Raw genomic sequence first — 23,529 nt, forward strand, 5'->3', positions numbered from 1 at the left:
TGCCGTTTGGGTTTTCTGTATGTTATAGAATAAATAGCTGGATGAAAAACAGAACGGCAAATACGAGGACGAGCGGATGAATGTCTCTCCATTTTCCCCGTGCTGCTTTCACAATCGGATACGAAATAAAGCCAAGCGCAATTCCTGTGGAAATGCTTGATGTAAGAGGCATGGTCAGAACAACGAGAAATGCCGGAAATGCCTCGTCCATCTCCTTCCAGTTAATATTCGACACCGAGCCCATCATCAGGCTGCCGACAATAATCAAAGCCGGTGAGGTGATGGCGGATATGCCGGATAAGGCGCTGACAAGCGGACTGAAAAACATCGAAGCTGCAAACAATACCGCGACAGTTAAAGACGTAAGACCTGTTCTTCCCCCGGCTGCGACGCCAGCTGAAGACTCGACAAACGCGGTTGTCGGACTTGTTCCGAATACAGCACCGACTGTGGTCGCTGTTGAATCAGCAAGCAGCGCTTTTCGCACGTTCGGGAGCTTGTTGTTTTTCATCAATCCGGCTTGCTCGGCCACACCGATCATCGTACCGGTCGTATCAAAAATCGTTACCAGCAGAAATGAAAAGACGACAGCGTACAGGCCGTGATGGATTACATCGCCAAAAGCGGAGAACGGATTTGAAATAATCAATCCCTCAGGCAAATGGGGAAAAGACATAAAGCCTTTAGGGAAATGCAGCTGGCCGGTAAAAAACGCGATCAAAGCGGTAGCTGCCATTCCGATAAATAACGCTCCGTTTACATTCAGCACCATCAGGATCACACTGATCAATAAGCCGATCAGCGTTAAAATAACCGCTGGCGAATGAAGGTTGCCGAGTGTGACCAGATTTGATTGATCAGCCGTAATCATTCCCGCCTGCCGTAAACCGATAAACGCAATAAAAAGCCCGATCCCTGTGGTGATCCCGTATTTTAAATTGTTTGGAATCGCTTCTATCAGTTGTTTTCTTAAAGGCGTTAACGATAGAATAATGAAGAGAACCCCTGCTGTGAATACTGCGCTGAAAGCTGTTGCGTACGTGATGCCGCCGCCGCTTGCGCCTACAACGTGATAGGCTAAGTAAGCGTTTAAGCCCATGCCGGGCGCAATGGCAATCGGATAATTTGCAGCCAGGGCCATCCACAGCGTTCCAACAATGGAGGCGATAATCGTTGCGGTAAAGACCTGGTCAAAAGGAACTCCGGCATTAGCTAAAATGACCGGATTCACCACTACAATATAGACCATTGTGAAAAAGGTCGTCAATCCAGCTATGATTTCTTGTTTAATCGATGTTTGCTGCTCTTTTAGATGAAACATAGTAACCTCCAATTACGAACGTTTTAACAAAACACCATTAATATTATTCGTTTTATTTAGTTTTTGCAAGTGATTTATTGCAGAAAGGGGATCATTATGAACTGGGAAGTCGAAGTGATCAGAAAAAAAGATGATTTGATTCGCGATACGCAGGAATTCTTGAGAATCAACAGTGTAATGGACGAAACCACAGCCGGGCCCGGCAAACCATTCGGAGAAGGGGTAAATGCCAGCTTGACCTCTTTGCTTGAGCTTGGAGAAAAAGAAGGATTTTCCGTAAAAAATCTTGACGGATTCGCCGGTCATATCGAATGGGGCGAGGGTGAAGACATTGTCGGCGTTCTTTGCCATGTTGATGTTGTACCGCCCGGAGACGGCTGGACAAGTGATCCGTTTTCAGCGGACATCCGAAACGGGCGGATTTATGCAAGGGGCGCCATTGACGACAAAGGCCCGACGATGGCGGCGTTCTACGCGCTGAAAATCGTCAAAGACATGAATCTGCCGCTTTCTAAGCGCGTCAGAATCATTATAGGAACAGATGAAGAAAGTGATTGGAGATGTGTGGAGCATTATTTCAAGCACGAAGAAATGCCGACTCTCGGTTTTGCGCCAGATGCTGATTTCCCGATTATTAACGCGGAAAAAGGGATTATTGATGCTTCACTGCTCATCTCGCACCGCGCAAACGAAGCCGCTTCAGAGACAGTTCTTGCCTCGTTTACATCAGGTCTCCGTTTAAACATGGTGCCAGACGCTGCGGAAGCTGTTCTCGAAGGATCAAATATAGAAGAGGTTCTTGCCTCATTTAAAGACATGCTCCGCGCGACAGATCAAAAAGGTGAAGCTGAGATTGAGAATGGGCAGCTGATCTTGCGCATGCACGGACTTTCCTGCCATGCGATGGAACCGAACAATGGAGTGAATGCCGGCATCAAACTGGCAGAATTTTTGTGCCAGACTGAGCTGGATGCAGCAGGACAGCGTTTTGTTCAAGTCGTGACAGACAAATTTTCAGATGATACGAGAGGAAAGAAACTGAATATTGACTGTGAGGATGACATTAGCGGAGAGCTGACATTAAATGTCGGAACACTGCGCTATACAGAAGGGCAAGGAGGCGAGCTCGGAATCAATATCCGCTATCCGGTAACGGCGGAAAGTAAAATGATTCGCGATGCGTTTGAAAGCGCCGCTGAATTTGAGCTTGGAGAATGTAAAGACAGCAAGCCGCATCATGTATCAGCAGACCATCCGCTAGTCAAAACACTGCAAAAGGTATATGAAGGCCAATTGGGCAAAAAAGCTGATTTAATTTCAATCGGCGGGGGAACGTACGCAAGATCTTTGAAAGCGGGCGTCGCATTCGGACCTCTGTTCCCCGGACGTCCCGACAGTGCGCACCAAAAGGACGAATATATTGAAATTGATGATCTCCTCAGAGCGACTGCTTTATATGCGCAGGCCATCTACGAACTTGCAAAATAAAAGGACCGGCTTCTTCTGAAGCCAGTCCTTTTTTTACACAAATGACCATAAATCAGTTGATAAATAGCGTTCTCCGGTATCAGCTGTCATACAGACAACGACTTGATCAGGAGAGAGACGTTTGGCTGCTTCAATCGCCGCGAAGCAGGCAGCGCCTGAAGAAGGCCCGACGAGAATTCCTTCCTCCGCAGCAAGGCGTCTGGTTGTCGTATAAGCATCCTCATCAGTGATTTTGATAATTTCATCATATACATCTTGATTTAAAACTGGAGGAATGAAACCTGGGCTTGTTCCAACCAGCTTATGCGCACCCGGTTTTCCGCCTGATAATACTGGAGACCCTGCAGGCTCAACAACATGAACCAAAATATCCGGGAAAAGTTCTTTTAGCGCTTCACCGGTGCCTGTAATGGTCCCGCCAGTACCGGAAGAAGCCACAAAAGCGCCTAGCGGTTTTCCGATTTCTTTTATTGCCCGGGCAATTTCAAGAGCAGTTGTTTTTCGATGCGCGTCAGGATTTGCGGTATTATCAAACTGCATCGGAATGAAGCTGTTCGGAATTTGTTCGGCGAGCTCTTTTGCTTTTTTAATGCTGCCCGGCATTCTTTCCGATCCGGGAGTTAACACAACCTCTGCACCATAGGCTTTGAGGAGGTTGATCCGCTCCTTCGTCATTGTATCCGGCATGACTAAAATCGCTTTATAGCCGCGGGCCGCCGCATTCATAGCGAGTCCGATTCCGGTATTTCCGCTGGTCGGCTCAATGATAACTGAGCCAGGCTTGAGTAAGCCGTTTTGTTCTGCTTCTATGATCATATTGTAAGCGGCTCTGTCTTTCACACTGCCGCTTGGATTGAAAAATTCAAGTTTTAAATAGACTTGTGCTGCGTTTTCCGGCTGAAGCCGATTCAATCTCACAAGCGGTGTATCTCCTATAAGATCAGAAGTGTTTTCAACGATTTTCAACATTGTCATTCCTTTCTGAATAAAACAAGTGTCATATAATATCCTAACATAATAAACGTTTGCGCGAGAGTGTTTTCATATGCGGTTCCTCTATTCGCGCAGCGTCTTTATTGATAAAATAATAGCAGTCAAAGAAGGGAGTGTCAGACGGATGTCAGATATCCGGCCTCATTATTTCATCGGCGTGCCTATTCCGCCGAAAATTGCAAATCCGATTTACCAGGCTGCGAAAAGCGAGCCGGCGCTCACGTTTCAAAAATGGGTGCACCCGCTTGACTACCATATCACGTTAATTTTTCTCGGTGCGGCGGATGAAGCGCAAATCAAGCAGCTTGAAGGCTCGCTTGCCGAGATAGCTGTAGATGCCAATCCGTTTACAATTGAGTTTGACAAAATAGATGTGTTCGGAGACCGCAGGCAGCCGCGCGTGTTACATGTGGAGCCGAAGAAGAATACGGCGCTCGAAACACTGCGGGAGCATACAAAACAAGCTGTTCTTCAAGCAGGCTTTAAAGTGGAAAAGAGAGCGTATCACCCCCATATGACGCTGGCAAGAAAATGGACAGGCCAAAAGGGATTTCCGGCGCATGTCCCGTTTAAAAGCGGTGAGGTTTCAACGGCTATTGAACGATTTTCACTTTTTCAGACACACTTAAATCAATCACCAAAATATGAGGAAAAATACAAATTTCATTTAACTTAATTCATGCGGAGTGGAGAAACAAAATGGCACAAATCATCAAAATACATGATTATATATCGAGATATGAACTTGATCCGTACCATTATATGAATCAGTTTATACGGCTGAAAAAAGAGCGCTGGCTTTCACTATTAGAAGCAGCGGAGCGCCAGCATGAAGAAAGACAAGACAGTGCTGAACAGCCGGAACCGGTGCAGAAACGGAAAAAATTTTCATTGAAAAGAAGAAAAGAAGAGATAGAAGCCGATATACAAGAAGAGAGACACCAATGGTTTGAGGAAGAAGACGATCTGAACGTAAGGCTGCCGAAGAGCAGGATGGCGCTTGCTTCCTTTTATAAAAGACATTTATATGAATTTCAGCTCAAATGGGCAAGCTCTACTCTTTCCGAGATGTCAAATCTGTCAAACCAGGTGAAGCAGGACCGCATTTTGCGTTTTCTGGCCCAGCAGCTTCCTGATTCTTATTTTATTATGTATAAGCCTGTGCTCAAAATTCAGCAGGCGGCAGTAGAGTTAAGCATAGTGATCATTTCACCTCTTGACATTTTTTGCGTTTCTTTTATAGAGGCAGAGGAAGACAGTGTGTACATAGGATCTAAACATCGTTTTTGGGAGAAGAAAACAGGCTCTCAGACTGAATCGGTATTAAATCCGGCGTTGAGTCTGTTTCGGACGGGATCTGTTGTGTCGAAGATCGTAAAGCAAAAAGGCGCTGATATTCCAGTATCGAAACTACTCCTGAGCAGAACGTCATACATCGATTACCCCGAGCCGCCGTACGGTCTAGAATTAGTGGACAAACGGGGCTTGGCGGAATGGATGGAGAGGCAGAAGAAAAACACTGCTCCGATAAAACATCATCAATTAAAGGCTGCAAAGGCTTTGTTGTCTTATTGCCTGTCAGACTCCTATCGCAGACAAGAGTGGCTGGAGTAAAGCAGAACGATTTGAGCGGTTTTCTCATAACATAAGCAGGTGAGAAAGATGAGCCAATGGTTTTTTATTATTAATCCGGCAGCAGGGCATCGAAAAGGCCTGCGTGTTTGGAAGTCGATACAAAAGGAATTACTGAAACGAAAGATTGAGCACCGCTCATTTTTAACTGAACATCCGGGACACGCCGAGGTTCTCGCCCGGCAGATTTCAACGATTCAGGAACATAAGCTGAAACGCCTGATCGTTATCGGCGGAGACGGAACGATGCACGAAGTCGTCAACGGGCTGAAAGATGTCGACGATATCGAACTGAGTTTTGTGCCGGCTGGCGCGTACAACGATTTTTCCAGAGGATTCTCCATTAAGAAAATAGATCTGATTCAGGAAATCAGAAAGCTGAAGCGTCCGTTAACGCGAACGTTTCATTTAGGAAGCGTTAATTTGCTTCAGGATAAATCGCAGGTTCTTTATTTTTTGAATCATATCGGAATCGGCTTTGACGCATATGTCAATAAGAAGGCGATGGAATTTCCATTAAAACGGGCGGTCCAGTTTCTGCGCCTCCGCTTTGTTGTCTATCCGCTTTCCCATTTGTACGCGTCGGCTACCTTTAAGCCGTTTTCGTTGGCTTGTACAATTGAAGGAGAGACACAGGAATTTCATCATGTCTGGTTTGCGGTCGTCTCCAATCATCCGTTTTACGGAGGCGGCATGAAGGCGGCCCCGCTTGCGAATCCGCGCGAACAGGCATTTGATATCATCATTGTTGAGAATCTGCCGTTTTTGAAAAAGTATTGGTTTTTATGCTTGATGACATTTGGAAAACACACCAAAATGGACGGCGTGACGATGTTTAAAGCGAAAGACATTACGTTTTACACGAAGGACAAAATTCTATTCCATGCTGACGGAGAAATCATGGGTACAACCCCATTCCGTCTGGCATCGAGTCCCTCACCCTTACGGATCAAAACATAAACGTTTTTGGAGGAGAGAGATTCTGATGGTCAGTATCCAACGCAGCTTTGAAGCGTATGCCGATGAAATGAATATTATTACGGTTCTGATTCCTGCTGATCAAAAAGATACCTTTACGCCGCCTTTTCAGCTTGAGACAGATACAGCGGAAATTCCTCTGACAGTCAGTCAGGAATGGCAAATAGAAGGGAAATGCAAGTATGTATGTGTAGCTGAACAGCCGGTGACTTTCGGAAAAACGCATCATGTCAAAGCATCCGGCGGCGGAAAAACGGATCTCCAAATCGGGGCGGTTGTCAGGACGGATGCGTTTGATGCTGCATTTTATTATGACGGAGAGCTCGGAGCTGTTTACACTTCGGATTATACTGAATTTAAGGTATGGGCGCCTGCTGCGACGTCAGCTGCCGTCAAGCTGTCACATCCCGAGAAAAGCGGGCACACGCTTCAAATGACACGAATGGAAAATGGAGTATACGCTGTTACAGTGGCTGGAGATCTGCACGGTTATGAGTATGTGTACCGGATTTGCAACAATTTAGAATGGACAGAAACGGTTGATCCGTATGCAAAAGCTGTGACGGTCAACGGAGAGAAGGGTGTTGTGCTGCGCCCCGATCAAGCAAATTCGGCTCCTTCGCTTGCACCATTTTCAGATCCCGTTGATGCCATTATTTATGAGATGCACATCCGAGACTTCTCCATTCATGAAAACAGCGGTATGAAGAACAAGGGGAAATATTCTGCGCTTGCTGAAACGGACACCAAAACGAAAAATGGCAGTTCTACAGGACTTTCTTATTTAAAAGAGCTTGGCGTTACACATATAGAACTTTTGCCGTTAAACGATTATGCCGGAGTTGATGAAGAAAACCCACTTGCCGCCTACAATTGGGGCTATAATCCGCTTCATTTTTTCGCCCCGGAGGGAAGCTATGCCTCCAATCCTCACGACCCTCAGACAAGAAACACAGAAGTAAAACAAATGATTCACACCCTGCATCAGCATGGCCTGCGTGTCATTCTGGATGTTGTTTATAACCATGTATACCAAAGAGAGCACTCGCCCTTTGAAAAAACGGTGCCCGGTTATTTCTTCCGGCATGATCAATTCGGGATGCCTTCAAATGGCACCGGCGTAGGGAATGACATCGCCTCAGAAAGGCGGATGGCAAGAAAATTCATTACGGATTGCGTCATGTATTGGGTGAAGGAATACGATGTCGACGGCTTCCGCTTTGATCTGCTCGGCATTTTAGATATTGAAACGGTTCTTCATATGAAAGAAAAAGCATCTGAGGTAAAGCCCGGAATCCTCCTCTTTGGGGAAGGCTGGGATTTGGCAACACCGCTGCCGCCTGAACAGAAAGCGACATTGGCGAATGCATCGAAAATGCCGGGCGTCGGTTTTTTTAATGATTCGTTTCGTGACGCTGTTAAAGGGAATACCTTTCATATCGCGGCGGCGGGTTTTGCCCTTGGGAACGGCGAACAAACGGAAACAGTCATGCGCGGGATTGCCGGATCTTCCGGATGGAAAGAGACAGCCCCGCTTGTGTCTGCGCCGAGCCAGTCCATCAATTATGTCGAGTCGCATGACAACCACACATTTTGGGATAAAATGAGCCTCGCGCTTCCTCAAGAAAGTGAGAGCCGAAAAAGAAGCAGGCAAAAGCTGGCGTCTGCAATCATTCTGCTGGCCCAGGGAGTGCCGTTTATTCACAGCGGACAGGAATTTTTCCGGACGAAGCAGGGGGTGGAAAACAGCTATCAATCCAGTGACAGCATCAACCAGCTGGACTGGTCGCGGCGTGAAACATTCAAGCAGGATGTTAACTATGTCCGCAGGCTGATTTCGCTCAGAAAAGCGCATCCGGCATTCCGGCTTACGTCATCAGCCGATATTCAGCGCTGCCTTGAATGTCTGGCTCTCAAAGAGCACCTTATTGTATACCGGCTGTTTAACCTCGGCGCAATCGACGAATGGGAAGAAATCATTGTCATCCATCATGCCAGCCCTGATTCTGTTACATGGCAGCTGCCGAAAGATAAGGCTTACCGCCTTCTATGTGATACTGACGGGTTTCATGCTGATCCTGGAGAAATCAAGAAAGCGGTTGCTGTAAACGGCATCGGAACGGTTATCTTATATTTAGCACGAGATCTTACGAGTTTTGCTTGACGAAGTTTGTGCTATAGCGCTAAAATTTAAAAGACGGCTATTGATTAGCATATGAGACTCTCAATAGCTGTCTTTTTTATTTTTCATACGATTCGTACGAAAAAGGCATTCGCTGGATAGACTGAAGACGAATAGGCCTTTATTCTAAAATATTTTAAGAAATGATGGGTTGAACATTGATATGAACTGGTTGGGACAATTACTAGGTAGCGATTGGGAGATCTTCCCCGCCGGAGGAGCTACAGGAGATGCATATTATGCGAAACATAACGGGCAGCAGCTTTTTTTAAAACGTAATAGCTCACCTTTTTTAGCTGTTTTATCCGCCGAAGGCATTGTTCCTAAGCTGGTTTGGACAAAACGGATGGAGAATGGGGACGTCATAACGGCCCAGCATTGGATGACCGGCAGAGAGCTGAAGCCGAAGGACATGAGCGGACGGTCCGTTGCTGAATTGCTTCGTAAAATACACACATCAAAAGCCTTGCTGGACATGCTGAAGAGACTTGGAAAGGAACCGCTGAATCCAGGGACTCTGCTGTCTCAGCTTAAACAGGCTGTATTTGCTGTGCAGCAATCTTCGCCGCTGATTCAAGAAGGGATTAAGTATTTAGAAGATCATCTGCATGAGGTGCATTTCGGTGAGAAAGTCGTTTGCCATTGTGATGTCAATCATAATAACTGGTTATTGTCTGAAGACAACCAGCTGTATTTAATTGACTGGGACGGCGCCATGATCGCTGATCCGGCGATGGATTTGGGGCCATTGCTGTACCACTACGTCGAAAAGCCAGCTTGGGAGAGCTGGCTGGGCATGTACGGTATTGAGTTAACGGACGGCCTTCGGTTAAGAATGGCATGGTATGTGCTATCTGAAACAATCACTTTCATTGCCTGGCATAAATCCAAAGGAAACGATAAAGAATTCCATGATGCAATGGAAGAACTGCATATGCTGATGAAGCGGATTGTTCAATAATCAGGAATACGAATCCATTTCCTCTACCCATTGAGACAAGCTGCTCTGATGCTCTTGTATGTGTGAGTCGATGGATTTGGATGATATTCCTGATTGGCTGTATCGGTACACATCTTCCAGCACGTTTTTTAAGTGTGAATCGAGCTCGGTGTTTGCCATCAGCGATTTAATCACACGTTCAAGCTGTTCGTACTCTGCGACGGTTCCGCAGCAGTCCAATTGATGGTCAGTCAAAATGTCCTTCAATAGATCAACTTGATTCTCGTAATTTAAACCCATAAAACGGTACACATCCCTTCAGTATCTTACGGGTTAAATTGTTCAAAACAGGATGGTTTTATGCATGAGACACGAGTGTTCCGACAGACGGGAACCTCTTTTTTTATGTGAAGGCACACCTTTAAAAACAAGCTTGCGGGTCTTTTTAATTCATGGTATGTTGTTAGTCGAAATAATAGATAGAGGTGTCAATCATATGAGAATGCGCCACAAGCCTTGGGCAGATGACTTTTTGGCTGAAAACGCAGATATTGCCATCAGCAATCCTGCTGATTATAAAGGAAAATGGAATACAGTGTTTGGCAACAGCAATCCGATCCATATCGAGGTCGGTACAGGAAAAGGGCAATTTATTTCCGGGATGGCCAAACAAAATCCTGACATTAATTATATTGGTATTGAGTTATTTAAAAGCGTCATTGTGACAGCTGTCCAAAAAGTAAAAGATAGCGAAGTGCCGAATGTAAAGCTTTTGAATATAGACGCGGACACGCTGACAGACGTGTTTGAGCCGGGTGAAGTCAAACGGGTGTACTTGAACTTTTCTGATCCTTGGCCGAAAAACCGCCACGAAAAACGCCGTCTGACGTATTCCCATTTTCTTAAGAAATATGAAGAAGTAATGGGGAAAGACGGAGCAATTCATTTTAAAACAGACAATCGCGGCCTGTTTGAGTACTCGCTGAAAAGCTTCTCGGAATACGGTCTGCTGCTGACATATGTCAGTCTTGATCTGCATAACAGCGATATGGAAGATAACATCATGACAGAATATGAAGAAAAATTCTCAGCACTCGGCCAGCCGATCTATCGGGCTGAAGTTGAATGGAGAGCGTAAAACAGACTCTGACACAGGAGTCTGTTTTTTTTATGCGCTGTTTGCTACGATGATGACAGGGGGGATGAAAATGGAAACGATGAAAATTGGAAACACGACGTTAACTTGGCTTGACGGAGGGGTGACTCACATGGACGGAGGAGCCATGTTCGGCGTTGTTCCAAAGCCGTTATGGTCAAAAAAATATCCAGTCAATGAAAAAAACCAGATTGAATTAAGGACAGATCCGATTCTTATTCAAAAGGACGGGCAAAACGTGATTGTCGATGCCGGTATCGGGTCCGGAAAGCTGACTGAGAAACAAAAAAGAAACTACGGTGTGACCCAAGAATCCAATGTGAAAACATCATTAGCAGCGCTCGGGTTAACAGTTGAAGATATCCACGTGATCGCCATGACACACCTTCATTTTGACCATGCGTGCGGATTGACGGAATACTCAGGAGATAAACTGGTGCCAGTTTTTCCAAATGCCGTTATTTATACTTCATCTGTGGAATGGAATGAAATGCGCCATCCGAATATCAGATCGAAAAATACCTACTGGAAAGAAAACTGGGAGGCGGTTGCCGGCCAAGTGAAAACCTTTGACGACACTTGCACGATAACAGAGGGGGTTACAATGCATCATACCGGGGGCCACAGTGACGGCCACTGTGTTCTTGTATGTGAGGATGCGGGTGAAACCGCGGTACATATGGCGGATTTGATGCCGACACACGCCCACCGCAATCCATTATGGGTGCTGGCTTATGATGATTATCCGATGACCTCTATACCGCAAAAGCAAAAGTGGCAGGCGTATGCAGCGGAAAAAGACGCATGGTTTATTTTTTATCATGATGCCGAATATCGCGCACTGAAATGGGACGGGGACGAAAGAATGATAGAATCACTCAAACGAAAGAAACAATAGCATATTTTCATGTTTACCCTGCATGATTTCCGGCTAATAAAGCAAACCTAGTACTAATTATGCTCAGAAAGGAAGAGGCAGGGTGAAACAATTTGAAGTAACGAACGAAGGAGACATTCAGACAACATTAAGAGGCCTTGAAGTACTCTCTGTTCCTTTTTTGAACAAAGGAGTGGCTTTTACAAACGAGGAAAGAAAAGCGCTCGGATTGAATGGCTTTTTGCCGCCGAAGGTCTTGACCATTGATGAACAGGCAAAAAGAGCGTACGAACAGTTTTCCTCACAGCCTGATGATTTAAGTAAAAACGTTTATTTGACAGCGCTGCACGATCGAAATGAAACGCTGTTTTACCGTTTGTTAAATGACCACTTAGGGGAAATGCTCCCGATTGTATACACGCCGACAGTAGGTACGGCCATTCAGAGATACAGCCATGAATACAGGAAGCCGAGAGGGCTCTATCTGTCCATCGATGACCCGGAAGGCATGAGAGAGGCATTTAAACAGTTTAAAGACAAAAGTGATGCCATCGATTTAATTGTCGCAACCGATGCTGAAGGAATTTTAGGAATCGGAGACTGGGGAGTCGGCGGTATCGCGATATCAATTGGCAAGCTTGCGGTATACACGGCCGCTGCGGGAATTGATCCGAGCAGAGTGCTGGCTGTCGTTTTAGATGCGGGCACAAATCAAGAGAGCCTCTTGAACGATCCGCTTTATGTCGGCAACCAGCATTCCAGAGTGCGGGGTGAACGCTATGACCAATTTATTGATGAATATGTCTCACTTGCGAGAGAGACATTCCCGAATGCATTGCTCCACTGGGAGGACTTCGGAGCGAAAAATGCGCGCAGCATCTTGAAACGCTATAAAGATAAAGTATGTACGTTTAATGATGATATCCAAGGTACAGGCGCTGTTTCACTGGCGGCAGTCTTATCCTGTGCAAAAGCATCAAAAGTCCCGCTGAAGGATCACAGAGTCGTGATATTCGGAGCGGGGACAGCCGGAATCGGAATTGCTGAACAGCTGCGGGAAGCATTGGTGCGCGAAGGGCTGAGTGAGGAAGAATCATACCAGCGATTCTGGTGCATAGACCGAAACGGGCTGTTAACAGATGATATGGATCAGCTTCTCGATTTCCAAAAGCCTTATGCCCGTTCGGCTGATGAAGTGAAGGATTATCAGCGTAACGGAGAAGGCGGGGGCATTGATCTCCTTGAAGTGGTCCGGCAGGCGAAACCGACGATCCTGATCGGGACATCTACGGTTTCCGGTGCCTTTACTGAAGAAATTGTCAAAGAAATGGCGTCACACGTAAAACGTCCGGCGATTTTGCCAATGTCGAATCCGACGACTCTTTCTGAAGCAAAGCCGCAAGATTTAATTGAATGGACGGAAGGCCGTGCGCTGATTACGACAGGAAGCCCGTTCCCGCCAGTGGAATATAACGGCGTAACATATCATATCGGACAGGCCAACAACGCACTTGTCTTCCCAGGGCTTGGGCTTGGAACGATTGTCACCAAATCAAAATTAATCACCGATGGCATGTTTGAAGCATGTGCCCGCGCGATCGCAAGTATGGTCAATGTCGGCATGCCTGGCGCGCCGATGCTTCCGAAGGTGGAGGATTTACGGACTGTATCGGCAACGGTTGCAGTTGAAGTCGCTAAAACCGCCATTAAGGAAGGCGTGGCCACTGAAGAGCCTGAGGACATCATTCAGGCTGTGCAGGACGCGATGTGGTATCCGGTATACAAACCAATTCGCGCGATATAATATAAAAAAGAGCCGCTGCATGGGCAGCGGCTCCTATTTTACGCTTGTCCGGTGTTAAGACGCGATTGTATCGATCACATCTACAATTCTCCCCGTTTTCGCATCCACCATCACTTCATATTGCTCTAGTTCTCCAAAAGCTGACCGTGTAACACCGGTCTTATACACCTGCACGGTTTCTCCATTCACATTGTAGGGCTCCGGCTGGGTGTAGATCCATGATCCATCAATCGGCCCCCGCTGTTTAAAAGCGGATTTTACGATACGAAGCGCTCTTTCTGAAGAAATATAAGGCTTCATCACATATTGATTCACAACAACAGCCGTACAAATTCCAAGTCCTGCTCCTAAAAGAAGATGACGCAATTTCAAAATAAAGCACCTCCTGATTGATCGTACTTTCATTATACAGAAACCGCCAAATCCTGTTAAGTGATACGCGGCTCATTGAGCAGATTCAATCAGAGTGCTTGGAAAACAGAATTTTTTCTAATAAAATAAAAGAACTACATAGAAATGAGGGGAAAACATGAATCAAGAAACGAAAGCGCTTTTCCAAACACTGACGCAGCTTCCCGGAGCGCCGGGCAATGAGCATCAGGTCCGTGCGTTTATGAAGCAGGAGCTTGCCAAATATGCCGATGATATCGTTCAGGACAGACTGGGAAGTGTTTTCGGAGTCAGAAAAGGCGGAGAGGACGCGCCGAAAATTATGGTGGCTGGACATATGGATGAAGTCGGATTTATGGTGACATCCATTACAGATAACGGATTACTGAGGTTCCAAACGCTCGGCGGCTGGTGGAGTCAGGTGCTGCTGGCGCAAAGAGTGGAAATTCAAACAGATAACGGCCCGGTTCCGGGGGTTATTTCAAGCATACCGCCGCATCTGTTAACAGATGCTCAGCGAAACCGTCCGATGGATATCAAAAACATGATGATTGATATCGGAGCGGATGATAAGGAAGACGCCATCAAAATCGGCATTAAACCGGGCCAGCAAATTGTCCCTGTATGCCCGTTTACCGTTATGGCGAATGAAAAGAAAATATTATCAAAAGCGTGGGATAACCGGTATGGCTGCGGATTGAGCATTGAATTGCTGAAGGAATTGCAAGGAAAAGAACTGCCGAATACGCTTTACGCTGGCGCAACCGTTCAGGAAGAAGTTGGCTTAAGAGGCGCGCAGACAGCGTCTCATATGATCAAACCGGATTTGTTCTTCGCGCTTGACGCCAGTCCGGCTAACGATATGAGCGGTGACAAAAATGAATTTGGCCAGCTTGGAAAAGGCTTTTTGCTCCGCATTCTTGACAGAACGACAGTCATGCATCGAGGAATGAGAGAATTTGTTCTGGATATGGCTGAAACGCATCAGATTCCATATCAATACTTTGTTTCCGGCGGCGGAACAGATGCAGGCAGAGTGCATATTTCAAACAGCGGCGTTCCGTCAGCAGTTATCGGAATCTGCTCCCGCTACATTCATACAAATGCGTCTATTATCCATATTGATGATTACGCTGCGGCTAAAGAAATGCTGATAAAGCTCGTAACTGCCTGTGACAAGCAGACAGTTGAAGCAATTAAAGAAAATATGTAAAATCTGGAGAAAAAGCTTGTTGAGCAAGGCTTGTAAGCCATGTCGACAAGCTTTTTTCTTATTTTGTTTCAAATACATAGGAAAGTGCTTTAATGGCTTGGTTCACTGTTTCAACAGTCATATTCGCTTTGTTTGAAAGCTCTTTTAATGGATGGTGGAGCGATTCAGGACGAATGATGATCAGGGGTTTGCCTTTTGCGATGGCATAGGAAGCATCCATCGCTGTGTTCCATTGTTTATACTTTTCGCCAAACAAGGCGATTACAAAGTCGGCTTTATTCATCAAGACGGCAGTTCTGAAGTTATTGATATCAGAGGCCTTGTCGTCCTTATAAACTGCGTTTGGCTGAGCGCCCATGATTTCTTCTCCGATATTGTCTGAACGGTCGTGATGCTCCATCGGACCGACAAACGTAATCGGCAGTTTCAGTGACTTCGTTTTCTCCTTTATTTCCTCCCGCCAATTGCTGTGGATTTCTCCGGCTAAATAGACGATAAACTCCAAACTGGATCCCTCCTTATGTATGACCATTTGTCAATTTTACCCTCATGTAAAAGATGTTAAACGAAACGTGCTTGATAATGCAAATAAAATATGATAATGATAATGGGAAAGCTTATCTTACATATTCATTCGTTGCATATAAGTGGTTTTGCCGCAAGCAGTTTGGTATGATCCAAATGGACGAGTATCGATAAACTAACATGTAAGAACATAAACAACTGGAGGGATATCCGATGAAAAAAATCGAGACAACGCAAGAATTGGAAAAAGCGGTAAAGGATGATTGGGCAGTATTTATGTTTTCTGCCGACTGGTGCCCGGACTGCCGTTTTGTAGAGCCTTTTCTTCCGGAATTGGAAGCAGACTTTCCTGAATTCACTTACTACTATGTAGACCGCGACAAATTTATTGATACATGCGCAGAGTGGGAGATTTACGGCATTCCAAGCTTTGTTGTGTTTAATGAAGGAAAAGAAGTGAATCGTTTTGTGAGCAAAGACCGCAAAACAAAAGAAGAAATTGAACAGTTTTTAACTGACTCTCTCGCAAAAGCGTAAAGGAGGATATCCGGTTTGAAAATGACCTCAAGGAAGCTGTCAGACATATTGAAACAGCGCCTTCAGCACGAGAATCGCTCCTTTTTATTTGACAGAGAAAAAGACACCCTCCGTGTTGAGGATGAAACAACTAAAAAAGGAATTACGCTCGACCTGCCGCCGATTATTGCAAAATGGGAACTGAAAAAAGACGAAGCCATTGATGAGATCGTTTACTATGTATCAGAAGCCATGACAGCTATGGAAGGGAAGTCGCAGGAAATAACCGGGAAGGAAAGCCGCATTTATCCGGTCATCCGCTCAACCTCTTTTCCGGACAAGTCCAGCGAAGAGATTCCGCTTATTTATGACGATCATACCGCAGAAACAAGAATTTACTATGCGCTTGATCTGGGCAAAACCTATCGTTTAATTGATCAGCGCATGCTGGAGAAAGAAAACTGGACAAGGGAGCGGATCAGAGAAACGGCTGCGTTTAACCTCCGCTCTCTGCCGACGGTTGTCAAAGAGGATACAGTTGCCGGCAATCTCTTTTACTTCTTCAGAGCAAACGACGGTTACGACGCCAGCCGGATTCTGAACGAAGCGATTTTAAATGAGTATAAACAAAATGCTAAAGGTGAGCTTGCGATCTCTGTTCCGCATCAGGACGTTTTGATACTTGCTGACATTCGGAATGAATCAGGGTATGATATTTTAGGACAAATGTCGATGAGCTTCTTTGCAGGCGGCACCGTTCCGATTACGGCGCTTTCTTTCCTGTACAATGAAGGAAAGCTGGAGCCGGTGTTTATCTTGGCAAAAAGCCGTCCGAAAAAGGATTAGAAAGGATTTTTTACTTATGAACGCTTTTTATAATAAAGAAGGTGTGGGAGATACACTTCTGATCTCTCTAAAAGACGTAACGCGCGAGCAAGTAGGCTATGAAAAACACGGCGACGTCGTCAAAATTTTCAATAGCGAAACAAATGAAACGACGGGTTTTAACATCTTTAACGCGTCTTCATACTTAACCATTGATGAAAACGGCCCTGTTGCCCTTTCAGAAACATTCGTTCAAGATGTGAATGAAATGCTAAACAGAAACGGCATTGAAGAAACATTAGTCGTTGATTTATCGCCAAAGTTTGTTGTCGGATATGTTGAATCAAAAGAAAAACATCCGAATGCGGATAAATTAAGCGTATGTAAAGTCAACGTAGGAGATGAAACGCTTCAGATCGTTTGCGGCGCGCCTAATGTTGATCAAGGTCAAAACGTTGTCGTTGCCAAAGTCGGCGCTGTAATGCCGAGCGGACTCGTCATTAAGGATGCTGAGCTTCGGGGCGTACCGTCGAGCGGAATGATCTGCTCCGCAAAAGAGCTTGCATTGCCTGACGCTCCGGCTGAAAAAGGAATCCTTGTATTAGAAGGAGACCATGAGGCTGGAGACGCATTTCAGTTTTAGACTCCCATAAACGCGCCGAAAAAATCGAATCATGTAAAAAAAGCCGCTAAGCCCTTGTTTAGCGGCTTTGTTTTGCTGAAAGCTTAATCTTTTCTGGGCCGACAAGCAGTGGTATACTAAAAATCGTCCCAGAAAACTATAAGGGAGTTAGAGATGAATTATGAGTTGGCTTCATAAATTTTTTGATTTGTTTTTAGGAGAGAGTGAAGAGGACGCTGAACGGGAGACAAAACCTGCTCAAATTCCGAAACAGTCAGAATCGCATCACTCCGAAGGACAATTAAAACGAATGGAAGATCCTAAAATATATTACGAATATCCTAAAGGCAAGTTCCGTTTTCCGGTTGTGCCTGACGGATACCAAAAAAATGATTTGAGAAGGCGCCGCCCGCCATCGGAGGAACCGCAAGCGGAGCCTCGTTCGAGCGCTGCTCAGCACAGAGACCGTACAAATAATGAAAAAGAGCATCATACATATGAAAAATCAGAGCCGGCCAAGAAACCTTTTAAACCGACAAATATACCTTCGCCTGTATATGGATTTAATCAAAAACCATCTGTGAAAAAGGACGTGCCGAAACAATCTGCGGGAAAAAAAGGTGTGCAAAAAAAGCCGGAACCTGCAGAAGAGAAGGTAACGCTGCTTTCAGAAGAAATCGAACGCGAACGCAGCTATCCGATGCCGGACCGGCCGCCGCAGCAACAGAAGAAGGAGCCTCTCTTTTCATATGACCGATTCGAAGAACAGCCTTCTGGCGTCCTAAAAAGCACGAATGAAACAATGGCAAAGCACTCCGCAGAGGAGCTGTCAGACAAAATGGCACCAAAAGCTGCTGAGATGCGGTCAGAAGAAACAAAACAAATGAATATGCAGCAGGAAGAATCCTTCTTGCGCGAAGAAAAATCTTGGGAAGAGACTGTGACAGGTGCCGAAATGGAAGCAGAAAAGCTGTCAGGTAACGAAGGATATGCCCGCGAAGAAGCTGTTCCAGAAACTGCTGACACCGCCTCAACTCAAGCAGAACAAACGGAAAACCAAGAGCATTTCTTACCCGATGAGCGATATGGGGAAGAGGCTGTGACAGGTGCTGAAACTGAGGCAGAAGAGCCGTCAGCCAACGAAGGAAACGTTCGTGAAATTCCAGAAACTGCTGACACTATGTCAGCCCCAGCAGAAAAAATGGAATTCCATGAGCTTGAAAAGCCTTTTTTGCATAATGAACGATACGAGGAAGGGACTGTGGCAGATGCCGGGCAAGAAGCAGAGGAACTGTCAGACAGCCATACAGCTGCTCACGAAGAAATCATTCCGGAAGCTGCATCAGCTCAAGTGATAGAGGAAAACAGCCAGCCTGAAGCAACCGCGGCCCAGATAAATGACTATCCAGAACCAGAACATAGCACAGAAGAGGATTCTCAATCCCATTCTGCGGCGGATGAAAGCCGGGAGGAAGAAGTTTCTGCGGGTGAAAGACGCACGGCCCCAGCAGAACAGCAGAACAGAACCGAGAAGTCGGGTAACAATCCTGAACGAAGTCCAGCACTTCAGAAGGGACCGTCTGTTCCTTTTAATGTTATGATGCTGAAAAGCGATGCGCATAAACAGCAAAAAGCAGGGGAGCGCCGCGGAAGCTATGTGTTCCCAAATGTCGCACTGCTCGATGTGCCGCCAGCACAAGTTCAGGACGATTCTGCGTGGATAGAAAACCAGTGTCAGCTGCTTGATTTAACTTTGAAAAACTTTAACGTTCGGGCCAATGTGGTACATGTAACGCAAGGGCCGTCAGTCACAAGATTTGAAGTACACCCTGAACCGGGTGTAAAGGTGAATAAAATCACCAACCTGTCTGATGACATTAAACTCAGCCTGTCCGCCAGAGATATTCGAATAGAAGCGCCGATTCCGGGGAAAAACACGATCGGAATTGAAGTGCCGAACCGCACGAGCAAGGTGGTTGATTTGCGCCAAATGATTCGCAGCTCTGCTTTCAGGACGAGCACGTCACCGCTTACGGCAGCACTTGGATTGGATATTTCGGGGAATCCTGTTGTCATTGATCTGAAGAAAATGCCGCACGGTCTTATTGCCGGAGCTACAGGATCGGGAAAAAGCGTGTGCATCAATACGATTTTAGTGAGTCTGCTTTATAAAGCTGATCCGAGCGAAGTGAAGGTGCTGCTGATTGATCCGAAAATGGTAGAGCTTGCGCCTTACAACAAAATTCCTCATCTCGTCAGCCCTGTCATTACCGACGCCAAAGCGGCTACAGCTGCTTTAAAATGGGTCGTTGAGGAAATGGAGCGCCGCTATGAACTGTTTGCCCATTCCGGTGTTCGCGATATTGACCGTTTTAATCAATTAACCTCTGATCACCAAACGGGCGAAAAATTGCCGTATTTAGTTGTGGTCATTGACGAGCTTGCCGACTTGATGATGGTAGCTCCAAATGATGTAGAAGAAAGCATTGCCCGGATTGCTCAAAAAGCAAGAGCCTGCGGAATCCATTTGCTAGTCGCGACTCAGCGTCCGTCAGTCGATGTCATTACCGGTCTGATTAAAGCGAATATCCCGACGAGAATTGCGTTTTCTGTCTCCAGCCAGGTTGATTCCCGAACAATCATTGACATGGCTGGTGCGGAAAAACTTCTCGGCAAAGGAGATATGCTCTTTTTAGAGAACGGTTCTGGAAAACCGGTGCGTCTTCAAGGCAACTTTGTATCGGACCGGGAAATTGACCGTGTCGTTTCCCATGTCAGAAACCAGCTGCCGCCAGCTTATTTATTCGAACAGGAAGAATTGGTCAGACAAGGCTCTGCCTTAAAGGAAGAGGATGAGCTGTTTTATGAGGCGTGCGAATTTGTTGTTGAGCAAAACAGTGCAAGCACGTCAAGCCTGCAAAGAAGATTCAGAATCGGATATAATCGGGCTGCAAGGCTGATTGATATGATGGAAGCGGAAGGTATGATCTCTGAGGCAAAAGGAAGCAAGCCTCGAGAGGTGCTGATCACTGCAAGTGATTTAATAAACGAATAATATAGGTTCATTTTCACAGCAAACATGGTATGATAATGGATAGAGCATTTAACAGCTATGCCGCTTTACAGCAAATGGGCATAGAAATCGTGATATTCAGGTTTAATCGGAAAGAAATAACCGGATACTGAACATAACAAAAAATATAAGGATACGCCGTCAGGCGGCTTTTCAGCCGCCGCGGTCGCAAATTGAAATGAACGTCATATACTGGGGAACAGATAGACGTTTGTTGGAGGTACAATTATGACTGTTTATCATTTTGTTGGAATAAAAGGGACGGGTATGAGTCCGCTTGCCCAAATACTTCATGATAATGGATATACTGTCCAAGGATCGGATATCGAAAAATTCATTTTTACACAAACGGCGCTTGAAAAAAGAAACATCACTGTTCTTCCTTTTAGCGCGGATAACATCAAACCCGGCATGACAGTTATCGCTGGAAACGCATTCCCAGACACGCACCCTGAGATTGAAAAAGCGATGTCTGACGGAATTCCGGTGATTCGTTATCATAAGTTTTTAGGTGACTACATGAAAAAATTCACCAGTGTCGCGGTTACTGGTGCGCACGGTAAAACGTCGACTACGGGGCTGCTGGCTCACGTCATCCAAAACGCAAAACCGACGTCTTTCTTAATCGGGGACGGAACAGGCCAAGGAAATGAAAACAGCGAATACTTCGTATTTGAAGCGTGCGAATACCGCCGCCATTTCTTAAGCTATCAGCCTGACTACGCGATTATGACGAATATTGATTTTGATCATCCTGATTACTTCTCAAATATTGACGATGTGTTTGACGCTTTTCAGGAAATGGCTCTTCAAGTTAACAAAGGCATTATTGCCTGCGGGGATGATGAGTATCTGCCGAAAATCCATGCAAATGTGCCTGTCGTTTATTACGGCACAGGAGAAGAAAATGATTTTCAAGCGAGAAACATCGTAAAAAGCACAGAAGGGACAACTTTCGATGTCTTTGTCCGCAATACATTCTATGACACATTTTATATTCCTGCGTACGGCCATCATAATGTATTGAACTCATTGGCGGTCATCGCGTTGTGCCATTATGAAGAAATTGACGCCAGCGTTATTAAACATGGCCTCAAATCATTCGGCGGCGTCAAACGCAGATTCAATGAGAAACAGCTCGGAAACCAAGTGTTAATTGATGACTACGCTCATCACCCGACAGAAATAAAAGTGACGATTGAGGCGGCAAGACAGAAATACCCTGATCGTGAAATCGTTGCGGTATTCCAGCCACATACATTTACGCGGACACAGCAATTCCTTGATGAATTTGCTGAAAGCCTGAGCGGGGCAGACTGTGTGTATTTATGCGACATCTTCGGGTCAGCCCGGGAAAACGCAGGAAAGCTGACGATCGGCGACCTGCAGGGAAAAATTCATAATGCCAGGCTGATTGCAGAAGAAGATACATCTGTTTTAAAAGCCCATGATAAAGCCGTTCTCATCTTTATGGGAGCAGGAGATATCCAAAAATATATGAGAGCCTACGAAAACGTCATGGCATAATAAAAAGCAGTGATTTCACTGCTTTTTATTTATCTGAAGAGACATCCTCTTAAAGGATTTTTCAAATGTAATGGAGAATAATATGTATACAGCCCAACAGATATGTTTATGATTTTACAAATCGGGTAAACAGCAGTATATCTTGCAGCAAGGAGGTTTAAGATGATTATCATTCTTTATTTAAGCGTTGCACTAATCGCAGTAGCATTTCTCGTTTTAGTGATCTATTTGTCTAAAACACTAAAGTCACTGCAGCTGACATTAAAACATGTTGCATCCACGCTCGAAGGGCTGGAGGGACAAATGAAAGGCATTACCACTGAAACTGCCGAGCTTTTACATAAGACCAACCGCTTGGCTGAAGATATTCAGGAAAAATCAGAAAAGCTGAACACGGTCGTTCATGCTGTTCAAGGGGTGGGAACCTCTGTACAGCAGTTCAATACATCAATGAAGCAGGCGGCAGGGTCTGTATCGGCATCAGTGAGAGAAAACCAAGATAAAATCAATCAGGTTGTCACCTGGAGCCAAGCAGCAATGGAAATTTGGGAGAAGTGGAAGCGAAAGAAATCAGCTCTTTAAGAGAGAAAAACACTTTGAGGAGGAATAATGATGAGCAAAGATGGAATTAATAGTAAAGATTTTTTAATCGGTACTTTAATCGGAGGAATCATCGGAGCCACCACTGCGCTTTTCCTAGCACCTAAATCTGGGAAAGAACTACGCGACGATCTCGGAAATCAAGCTGTTGCTCTGCGGGATAAAACAGATAAAATGACGGCAGACGCAAAAGAAAAAGGCACACAATATGTCAGCATTGCAAAAGACAAAACATCTAACATCACACAGCTTGTTGCCGATCAGTCAGGACAGATCATGAACAAGGTCAAAGATTTAAGAGACCGTTCAAAATCTGCAAATACCGAGTCATCATCTGCTATGCAAGATATGAAAAACGAAGCAATGCAGGCGGCTGACGAAGCAAAAGATCAAGTCCTCCAAACGAAAGAAGACGTAAAAGACGAGCTGAAAGATGCACAAAAACAGGCCGAGCACATCAACCGCTGAGCCCGGAAGGAGCAGACTTGACTAATGGCAAAACAGCTAATTCAATCTGAGGAAGAGTTTAAGCGTATTGCAGAAAAGGAAGGCACATTCTTGTTTTTTAAGCACAGCTTAACATGCCCGATCAGCCAAGCCGCATTTCAAGAATTTAATGCCTTTGCAAATCATCATGAAGAAGTGCCGGCTTACTATCTGCAAGTACAAGAGGCACGGCCCCTGTCAAATTTCATCGCAGAAACATACGGAGTCAAGCACGAAAGCCCTCAAGTTTTCGTGATCCAAAACGGTGAAGTAAAGTGGCATACCTCACATTCACAAATTACAGAAGCGGCGATTGAGCAGCATCTGTCCTAGAAAAAAGCGTCCAGATATGATCTGGCGCTTTTTTTTTTGAAAAAAACT

24 protein-coding genes are annotated in these 23,529 nt (G+C 45.4%); 19 read left to right on the forward strand and 5 right to left on the reverse strand.

Annotation, left to right across the window (positions count from 1 at the left end):
* Positions 1 to 22: 22 nt before the first annotated feature.
* Positions 23 to 1,321, reverse strand: a complete 1,299-nt coding sequence (gene pbuO / locus LNN34_RS00460; protein WP_044153814.1) for a hypoxanthine/guanine permease PbuO — start codon at positions 1,319 to 1,321, stop codon at positions 23 to 25.
* Positions 1,322 to 1,417: 96 nt separating this feature from the next.
* Here pbuO and pepV point away from each other — a divergent pair, with 96 nt between their 5' ends.
* Positions 1,418 to 2,809, forward strand: coding sequence for a dipeptidase PepV (pepV, locus tag LNN34_RS00465; RefSeq protein ID WP_059335609.1), 1,392 nt, complete (start codon positions 1,418 to 1,420; stop codon positions 2,807 to 2,809).
* Positions 2,810 to 2,842: 33 nt separating this feature from the next.
* Here the strand turns inward: pepV and cysK are convergent, their stop codons facing one another.
* Positions 2,843 to 3,778: a cysteine synthase A gene (gene cysK, locus LNN34_RS00470; protein ID WP_029441392.1), complete on the reverse strand. Its 936-nt coding sequence runs from the start codon at positions 3,776 to 3,778 to the stop codon at positions 2,843 to 2,845.
* A 148-nt stretch (positions 3,779 to 3,926) separates the two neighbouring features.
* On the opposite strand from cysK, the gene thpR reads away from it, so the two are divergent.
* The 5 genes from thpR to LNN34_RS00495 all read left to right on the forward strand — a co-directional run bounded on the left by thpR (position 3,927) and on the right by LNN34_RS00495 (position 9,555).
* The gene (gene thpR / locus LNN34_RS00475) at positions 3,927 to 4,478 is read left to right on the forward strand and encodes an RNA 2',3'-cyclic phosphodiesterase (protein WP_059352180.1); all 552 of its coding nucleotides are present in this window, start codon (positions 3,927 to 3,929) and stop codon (positions 4,476 to 4,478) included.
* A 23-nt stretch (positions 4,479 to 4,501) separates the two neighbouring features.
* Positions 4,502 to 5,416, forward strand: a complete 915-nt coding sequence (locus LNN34_RS00480; protein ID WP_059352181.1) for a hypothetical protein — start codon at positions 4,502 to 4,504, stop codon at positions 5,414 to 5,416.
* Positions 5,417 to 5,464: 48 nt separating this feature from the next.
* Positions 5,465 to 6,394, forward strand: a complete 930-nt coding sequence (locus LNN34_RS00485; RefSeq protein WP_229042494.1) for a YegS/Rv2252/BmrU family lipid kinase — start codon at positions 5,465 to 5,467, stop codon at positions 6,392 to 6,394.
* A gap of 25 nt (positions 6,395 to 6,419) precedes the next feature.
* The gene (pulA, locus tag LNN34_RS00490) at positions 6,420 to 8,576 is read left to right on the forward strand and encodes a type I pullulanase (protein WP_229042496.1); all 2,157 of its coding nucleotides are present in this window, start codon (positions 6,420 to 6,422) and stop codon (positions 8,574 to 8,576) included.
* A gap of 181 nt (positions 8,577 to 8,757) precedes the next feature.
* A complete protein-coding gene (locus LNN34_RS00495) occupies positions 8,758 to 9,555 on the forward strand; it encodes a phosphotransferase family protein (protein ID WP_044156691.1) in 798 nt (265 codons plus the stop codon).
* Here the strand turns inward: LNN34_RS00495 and LNN34_RS00500 are convergent, their stop codons facing one another.
* Positions 9,556 to 9,834, reverse strand: coding sequence for a YtzH-like family protein (locus LNN34_RS00500; RefSeq protein WP_024122528.1), 279 nt, complete (start codon positions 9,832 to 9,834; stop codon positions 9,556 to 9,558).
* 196 nt (positions 9,835 to 10,030) lie between these two features.
* On the opposite strand from LNN34_RS00500, the gene trmB reads away from it, so the two are divergent.
* The 3 genes from trmB (at position 10,031) to LNN34_RS00515 (ending at position 13,371) form a co-directional block, all read left to right on the forward strand.
* Complete coding sequence (trmB, locus tag LNN34_RS00505) at positions 10,031 to 10,672, forward strand: tRNA (guanosine(46)-N7)-methyltransferase TrmB (protein WP_044153822.1); 642 nt, start codon at positions 10,031 to 10,033, stop codon at positions 10,670 to 10,672.
* A gap of 70 nt (positions 10,673 to 10,742) precedes the next feature.
* Positions 10,743 to 11,588 (forward strand): YtnP family quorum-quenching lactonase, encoded by an 846-nt coding sequence (locus tag LNN34_RS00510; RefSeq protein ID WP_059291822.1) that lies wholly within the window; start codon positions 10,743 to 10,745, stop codon positions 11,586 to 11,588.
* 82 nt (positions 11,589 to 11,670) lie between these two features.
* Positions 11,671 to 13,371 carry an NAD-dependent malic enzyme gene (locus LNN34_RS00515; protein WP_044153824.1) on the forward strand — a complete coding sequence of 567 codons (1,701 nt, stop codon included), beginning with the start codon at positions 11,671 to 11,673 and terminating at the stop codon, positions 13,369 to 13,371.
* Positions 13,372 to 13,425: 54 nt separating this feature from the next.
* On the opposite strand, the gene LNN34_RS00520 is transcribed toward LNN34_RS00515, so the two are convergent.
* Positions 13,426 to 13,743 carry a PepSY domain-containing protein gene (locus LNN34_RS00520; protein ID WP_229042497.1) on the reverse strand — a complete coding sequence of 106 codons (318 nt, stop codon included), beginning with the start codon at positions 13,741 to 13,743 and terminating at the stop codon, positions 13,426 to 13,428.
* 157 nt (positions 13,744 to 13,900) lie between these two features.
* On the opposite strand from LNN34_RS00520, the gene LNN34_RS00525 reads away from it, so the two are divergent.
* Positions 13,901 to 14,974 (forward strand): M42 family metallopeptidase, encoded by a 1,074-nt coding sequence (locus tag LNN34_RS00525; RefSeq protein ID WP_059291824.1) that lies wholly within the window; start codon positions 13,901 to 13,903, stop codon positions 14,972 to 14,974.
* 58 nt (positions 14,975 to 15,032) lie between these two features.
* Here LNN34_RS00525 and LNN34_RS00530 read toward each other — a convergent pair whose 3' ends face one another.
* Positions 15,033 to 15,479 carry a YtoQ family protein gene (locus LNN34_RS00530; protein ID WP_024122523.1) on the reverse strand — a complete coding sequence of 149 codons (447 nt, stop codon included), beginning with the start codon at positions 15,477 to 15,479 and terminating at the stop codon, positions 15,033 to 15,035.
* A 77-nt stretch (positions 15,480 to 15,556) separates the two neighbouring features.
* Here LNN34_RS00530 and LNN34_RS00535 point away from each other — a divergent pair, with 77 nt between their 5' ends.
* The 9 genes from LNN34_RS00535 (at position 15,557) to ytxJ (ending at position 23,481) form a co-directional block, all read left to right on the forward strand.
* A complete protein-coding gene (locus tag LNN34_RS00535) occupies positions 15,557 to 15,673 on the forward strand; it encodes a hypothetical protein (protein ID WP_125825412.1) in 117 nt (38 codons plus the stop codon).
* A 39-nt stretch (positions 15,674 to 15,712) separates the two neighbouring features.
* Positions 15,713 to 16,036 carry a thioredoxin family protein gene (locus LNN34_RS00540; RefSeq protein WP_010331513.1) on the forward strand — a complete coding sequence of 108 codons (324 nt, stop codon included), beginning with the start codon at positions 15,713 to 15,715 and terminating at the stop codon, positions 16,034 to 16,036.
* Positions 16,037 to 16,051: 15 nt separating this feature from the next.
* Positions 16,052 to 16,861, forward strand: coding sequence for a DUF1444 domain-containing protein (locus tag LNN34_RS00545; RefSeq protein ID WP_024122522.1), 810 nt, complete (start codon positions 16,052 to 16,054; stop codon positions 16,859 to 16,861).
* 16 nt (positions 16,862 to 16,877) lie between these two features.
* Positions 16,878 to 17,483 (forward strand): YtpR family tRNA-binding protein, encoded by a 606-nt coding sequence (gene ytpR, locus LNN34_RS00550; RefSeq protein WP_044153826.1) that lies wholly within the window; start codon positions 16,878 to 16,880, stop codon positions 17,481 to 17,483.
* Positions 17,484 to 17,643: 160 nt separating this feature from the next.
* Positions 17,644 to 20,517, forward strand: coding sequence for a DNA translocase FtsK (locus tag LNN34_RS00555; protein WP_229042498.1), 2,874 nt, complete (start codon positions 17,644 to 17,646; stop codon positions 20,515 to 20,517).
* 246 nt (positions 20,518 to 20,763) lie between these two features.
* On the forward strand, positions 20,764 to 22,062 hold the full coding sequence (gene murC, locus LNN34_RS00560; protein ID WP_199398264.1) for a UDP-N-acetylmuramate--L-alanine ligase: 1,299 nt from the start codon (positions 20,764 to 20,766) through the stop codon (positions 22,060 to 22,062).
* Positions 22,063 to 22,224: 162 nt separating this feature from the next.
* On the forward strand, positions 22,225 to 22,644 hold the full coding sequence (locus LNN34_RS00565; protein WP_024122518.1) for a DUF948 domain-containing protein: 420 nt from the start codon (positions 22,225 to 22,227) through the stop codon (positions 22,642 to 22,644).
* Between the two features lie 30 nt (positions 22,645 to 22,674).
* The gene (locus LNN34_RS00570) at positions 22,675 to 23,130 is read left to right on the forward strand and encodes a YtxH domain-containing protein (protein ID WP_044153829.1); all 456 of its coding nucleotides are present in this window, start codon (positions 22,675 to 22,677) and stop codon (positions 23,128 to 23,130) included.
* Positions 23,131 to 23,154: 24 nt separating this feature from the next.
* Positions 23,155 to 23,481, forward strand: a complete 327-nt coding sequence (gene ytxJ / locus LNN34_RS00575) for a bacillithiol system redox-active protein YtxJ (protein WP_044153830.1) — start codon at positions 23,155 to 23,157, stop codon at positions 23,479 to 23,481.
* Positions 23,482 to 23,529: the final 48 nt, after the last annotated feature.

It is taken from the genome of Bacillus sp. AF23, from assembly GCF_020861455.1.
Lineage (GTDB): Bacteria > Bacillota > Bacilli > Bacillales > Bacillaceae > Bacillus > Bacillus halotolerans.

Bases quoted from the DNA above. Each gene is read 5' to 3' on its own strand.
- pbuO (WP_044153814.1), bottom strand. From the start codon at position 1,321: ATGTTTCATCTAAAAGAGCAGCAAACATCGATTAAACAAGAAATCATA.
- pepV (WP_059335609.1), top strand. From the start codon at position 1,418: ATGAACTGGGAAGTCGAAGTGATCAGAAAAAAAGATGATTTGATTCGC.
- cysK (WP_029441392.1), bottom strand. From the start codon at position 3,778: ATGTTGAAAATCGTTGAAAACACTTCTGATCTTATAGGAGATACACCG.
- thpR (WP_059352180.1), top strand. From the start codon at position 3,927: ATGTCAGATATCCGGCCTCATTATTTCATCGGCGTGCCTATTCCGCCG.
- LNN34_RS00480 (WP_059352181.1), top strand. From the start codon at position 4,502: ATGGCACAAATCATCAAAATACATGATTATATATCGAGATATGAACTT.
- LNN34_RS00485 (WP_229042494.1), top strand. From the start codon at position 5,465: ATGAGCCAATGGTTTTTTATTATTAATCCGGCAGCAGGGCATCGAAAA.
- pulA (WP_229042496.1), top strand. From the start codon at position 6,420: ATGGTCAGTATCCAACGCAGCTTTGAAGCGTATGCCGATGAAATGAAT.
- LNN34_RS00495 (WP_044156691.1), top strand. From the start codon at position 8,758: ATGAACTGGTTGGGACAATTACTAGGTAGCGATTGGGAGATCTTCCCC.
- LNN34_RS00500 (WP_024122528.1), bottom strand. From the start codon at position 9,834: ATGGGTTTAAATTACGAGAATCAAGTTGATCTATTGAAGGACATTTTG.
- trmB (WP_044153822.1), top strand. From the start codon at position 10,031: ATGAGAATGCGCCACAAGCCTTGGGCAGATGACTTTTTGGCTGAAAAC.
- LNN34_RS00510 (WP_059291822.1), top strand. From the start codon at position 10,743: ATGGAAACGATGAAAATTGGAAACACGACGTTAACTTGGCTTGACGGA.
- LNN34_RS00525 (WP_059291824.1), top strand. From the start codon at position 13,901: ATGAATCAAGAAACGAAAGCGCTTTTCCAAACACTGACGCAGCTTCCC.
- LNN34_RS00535 (WP_125825412.1), top strand. From the start codon at position 15,557: ATGCAAATAAAATATGATAATGATAATGGGAAAGCTTATCTTACATAT.
- LNN34_RS00540 (WP_010331513.1), top strand. From the start codon at position 15,713: ATGAAAAAAATCGAGACAACGCAAGAATTGGAAAAAGCGGTAAAGGAT.
- ytpR (WP_044153826.1), top strand. From the start codon at position 16,878: ATGAACGCTTTTTATAATAAAGAAGGTGTGGGAGATACACTTCTGATC.
- LNN34_RS00555 (WP_229042498.1), top strand. From the start codon at position 17,644: ATGAGTTGGCTTCATAAATTTTTTGATTTGTTTTTAGGAGAGAGTGAA.
- murC (WP_199398264.1), top strand. From the start codon at position 20,764: ATGACTGTTTATCATTTTGTTGGAATAAAAGGGACGGGTATGAGTCCG.
- LNN34_RS00565 (WP_024122518.1), top strand. From the start codon at position 22,225: ATGATTATCATTCTTTATTTAAGCGTTGCACTAATCGCAGTAGCATTT.
- LNN34_RS00570 (WP_044153829.1), top strand. From the start codon at position 22,675: ATGAGCAAAGATGGAATTAATAGTAAAGATTTTTTAATCGGTACTTTA.
- ytxJ (WP_044153830.1), top strand. From the start codon at position 23,155: ATGGCAAAACAGCTAATTCAATCTGAGGAAGAGTTTAAGCGTATTGCA.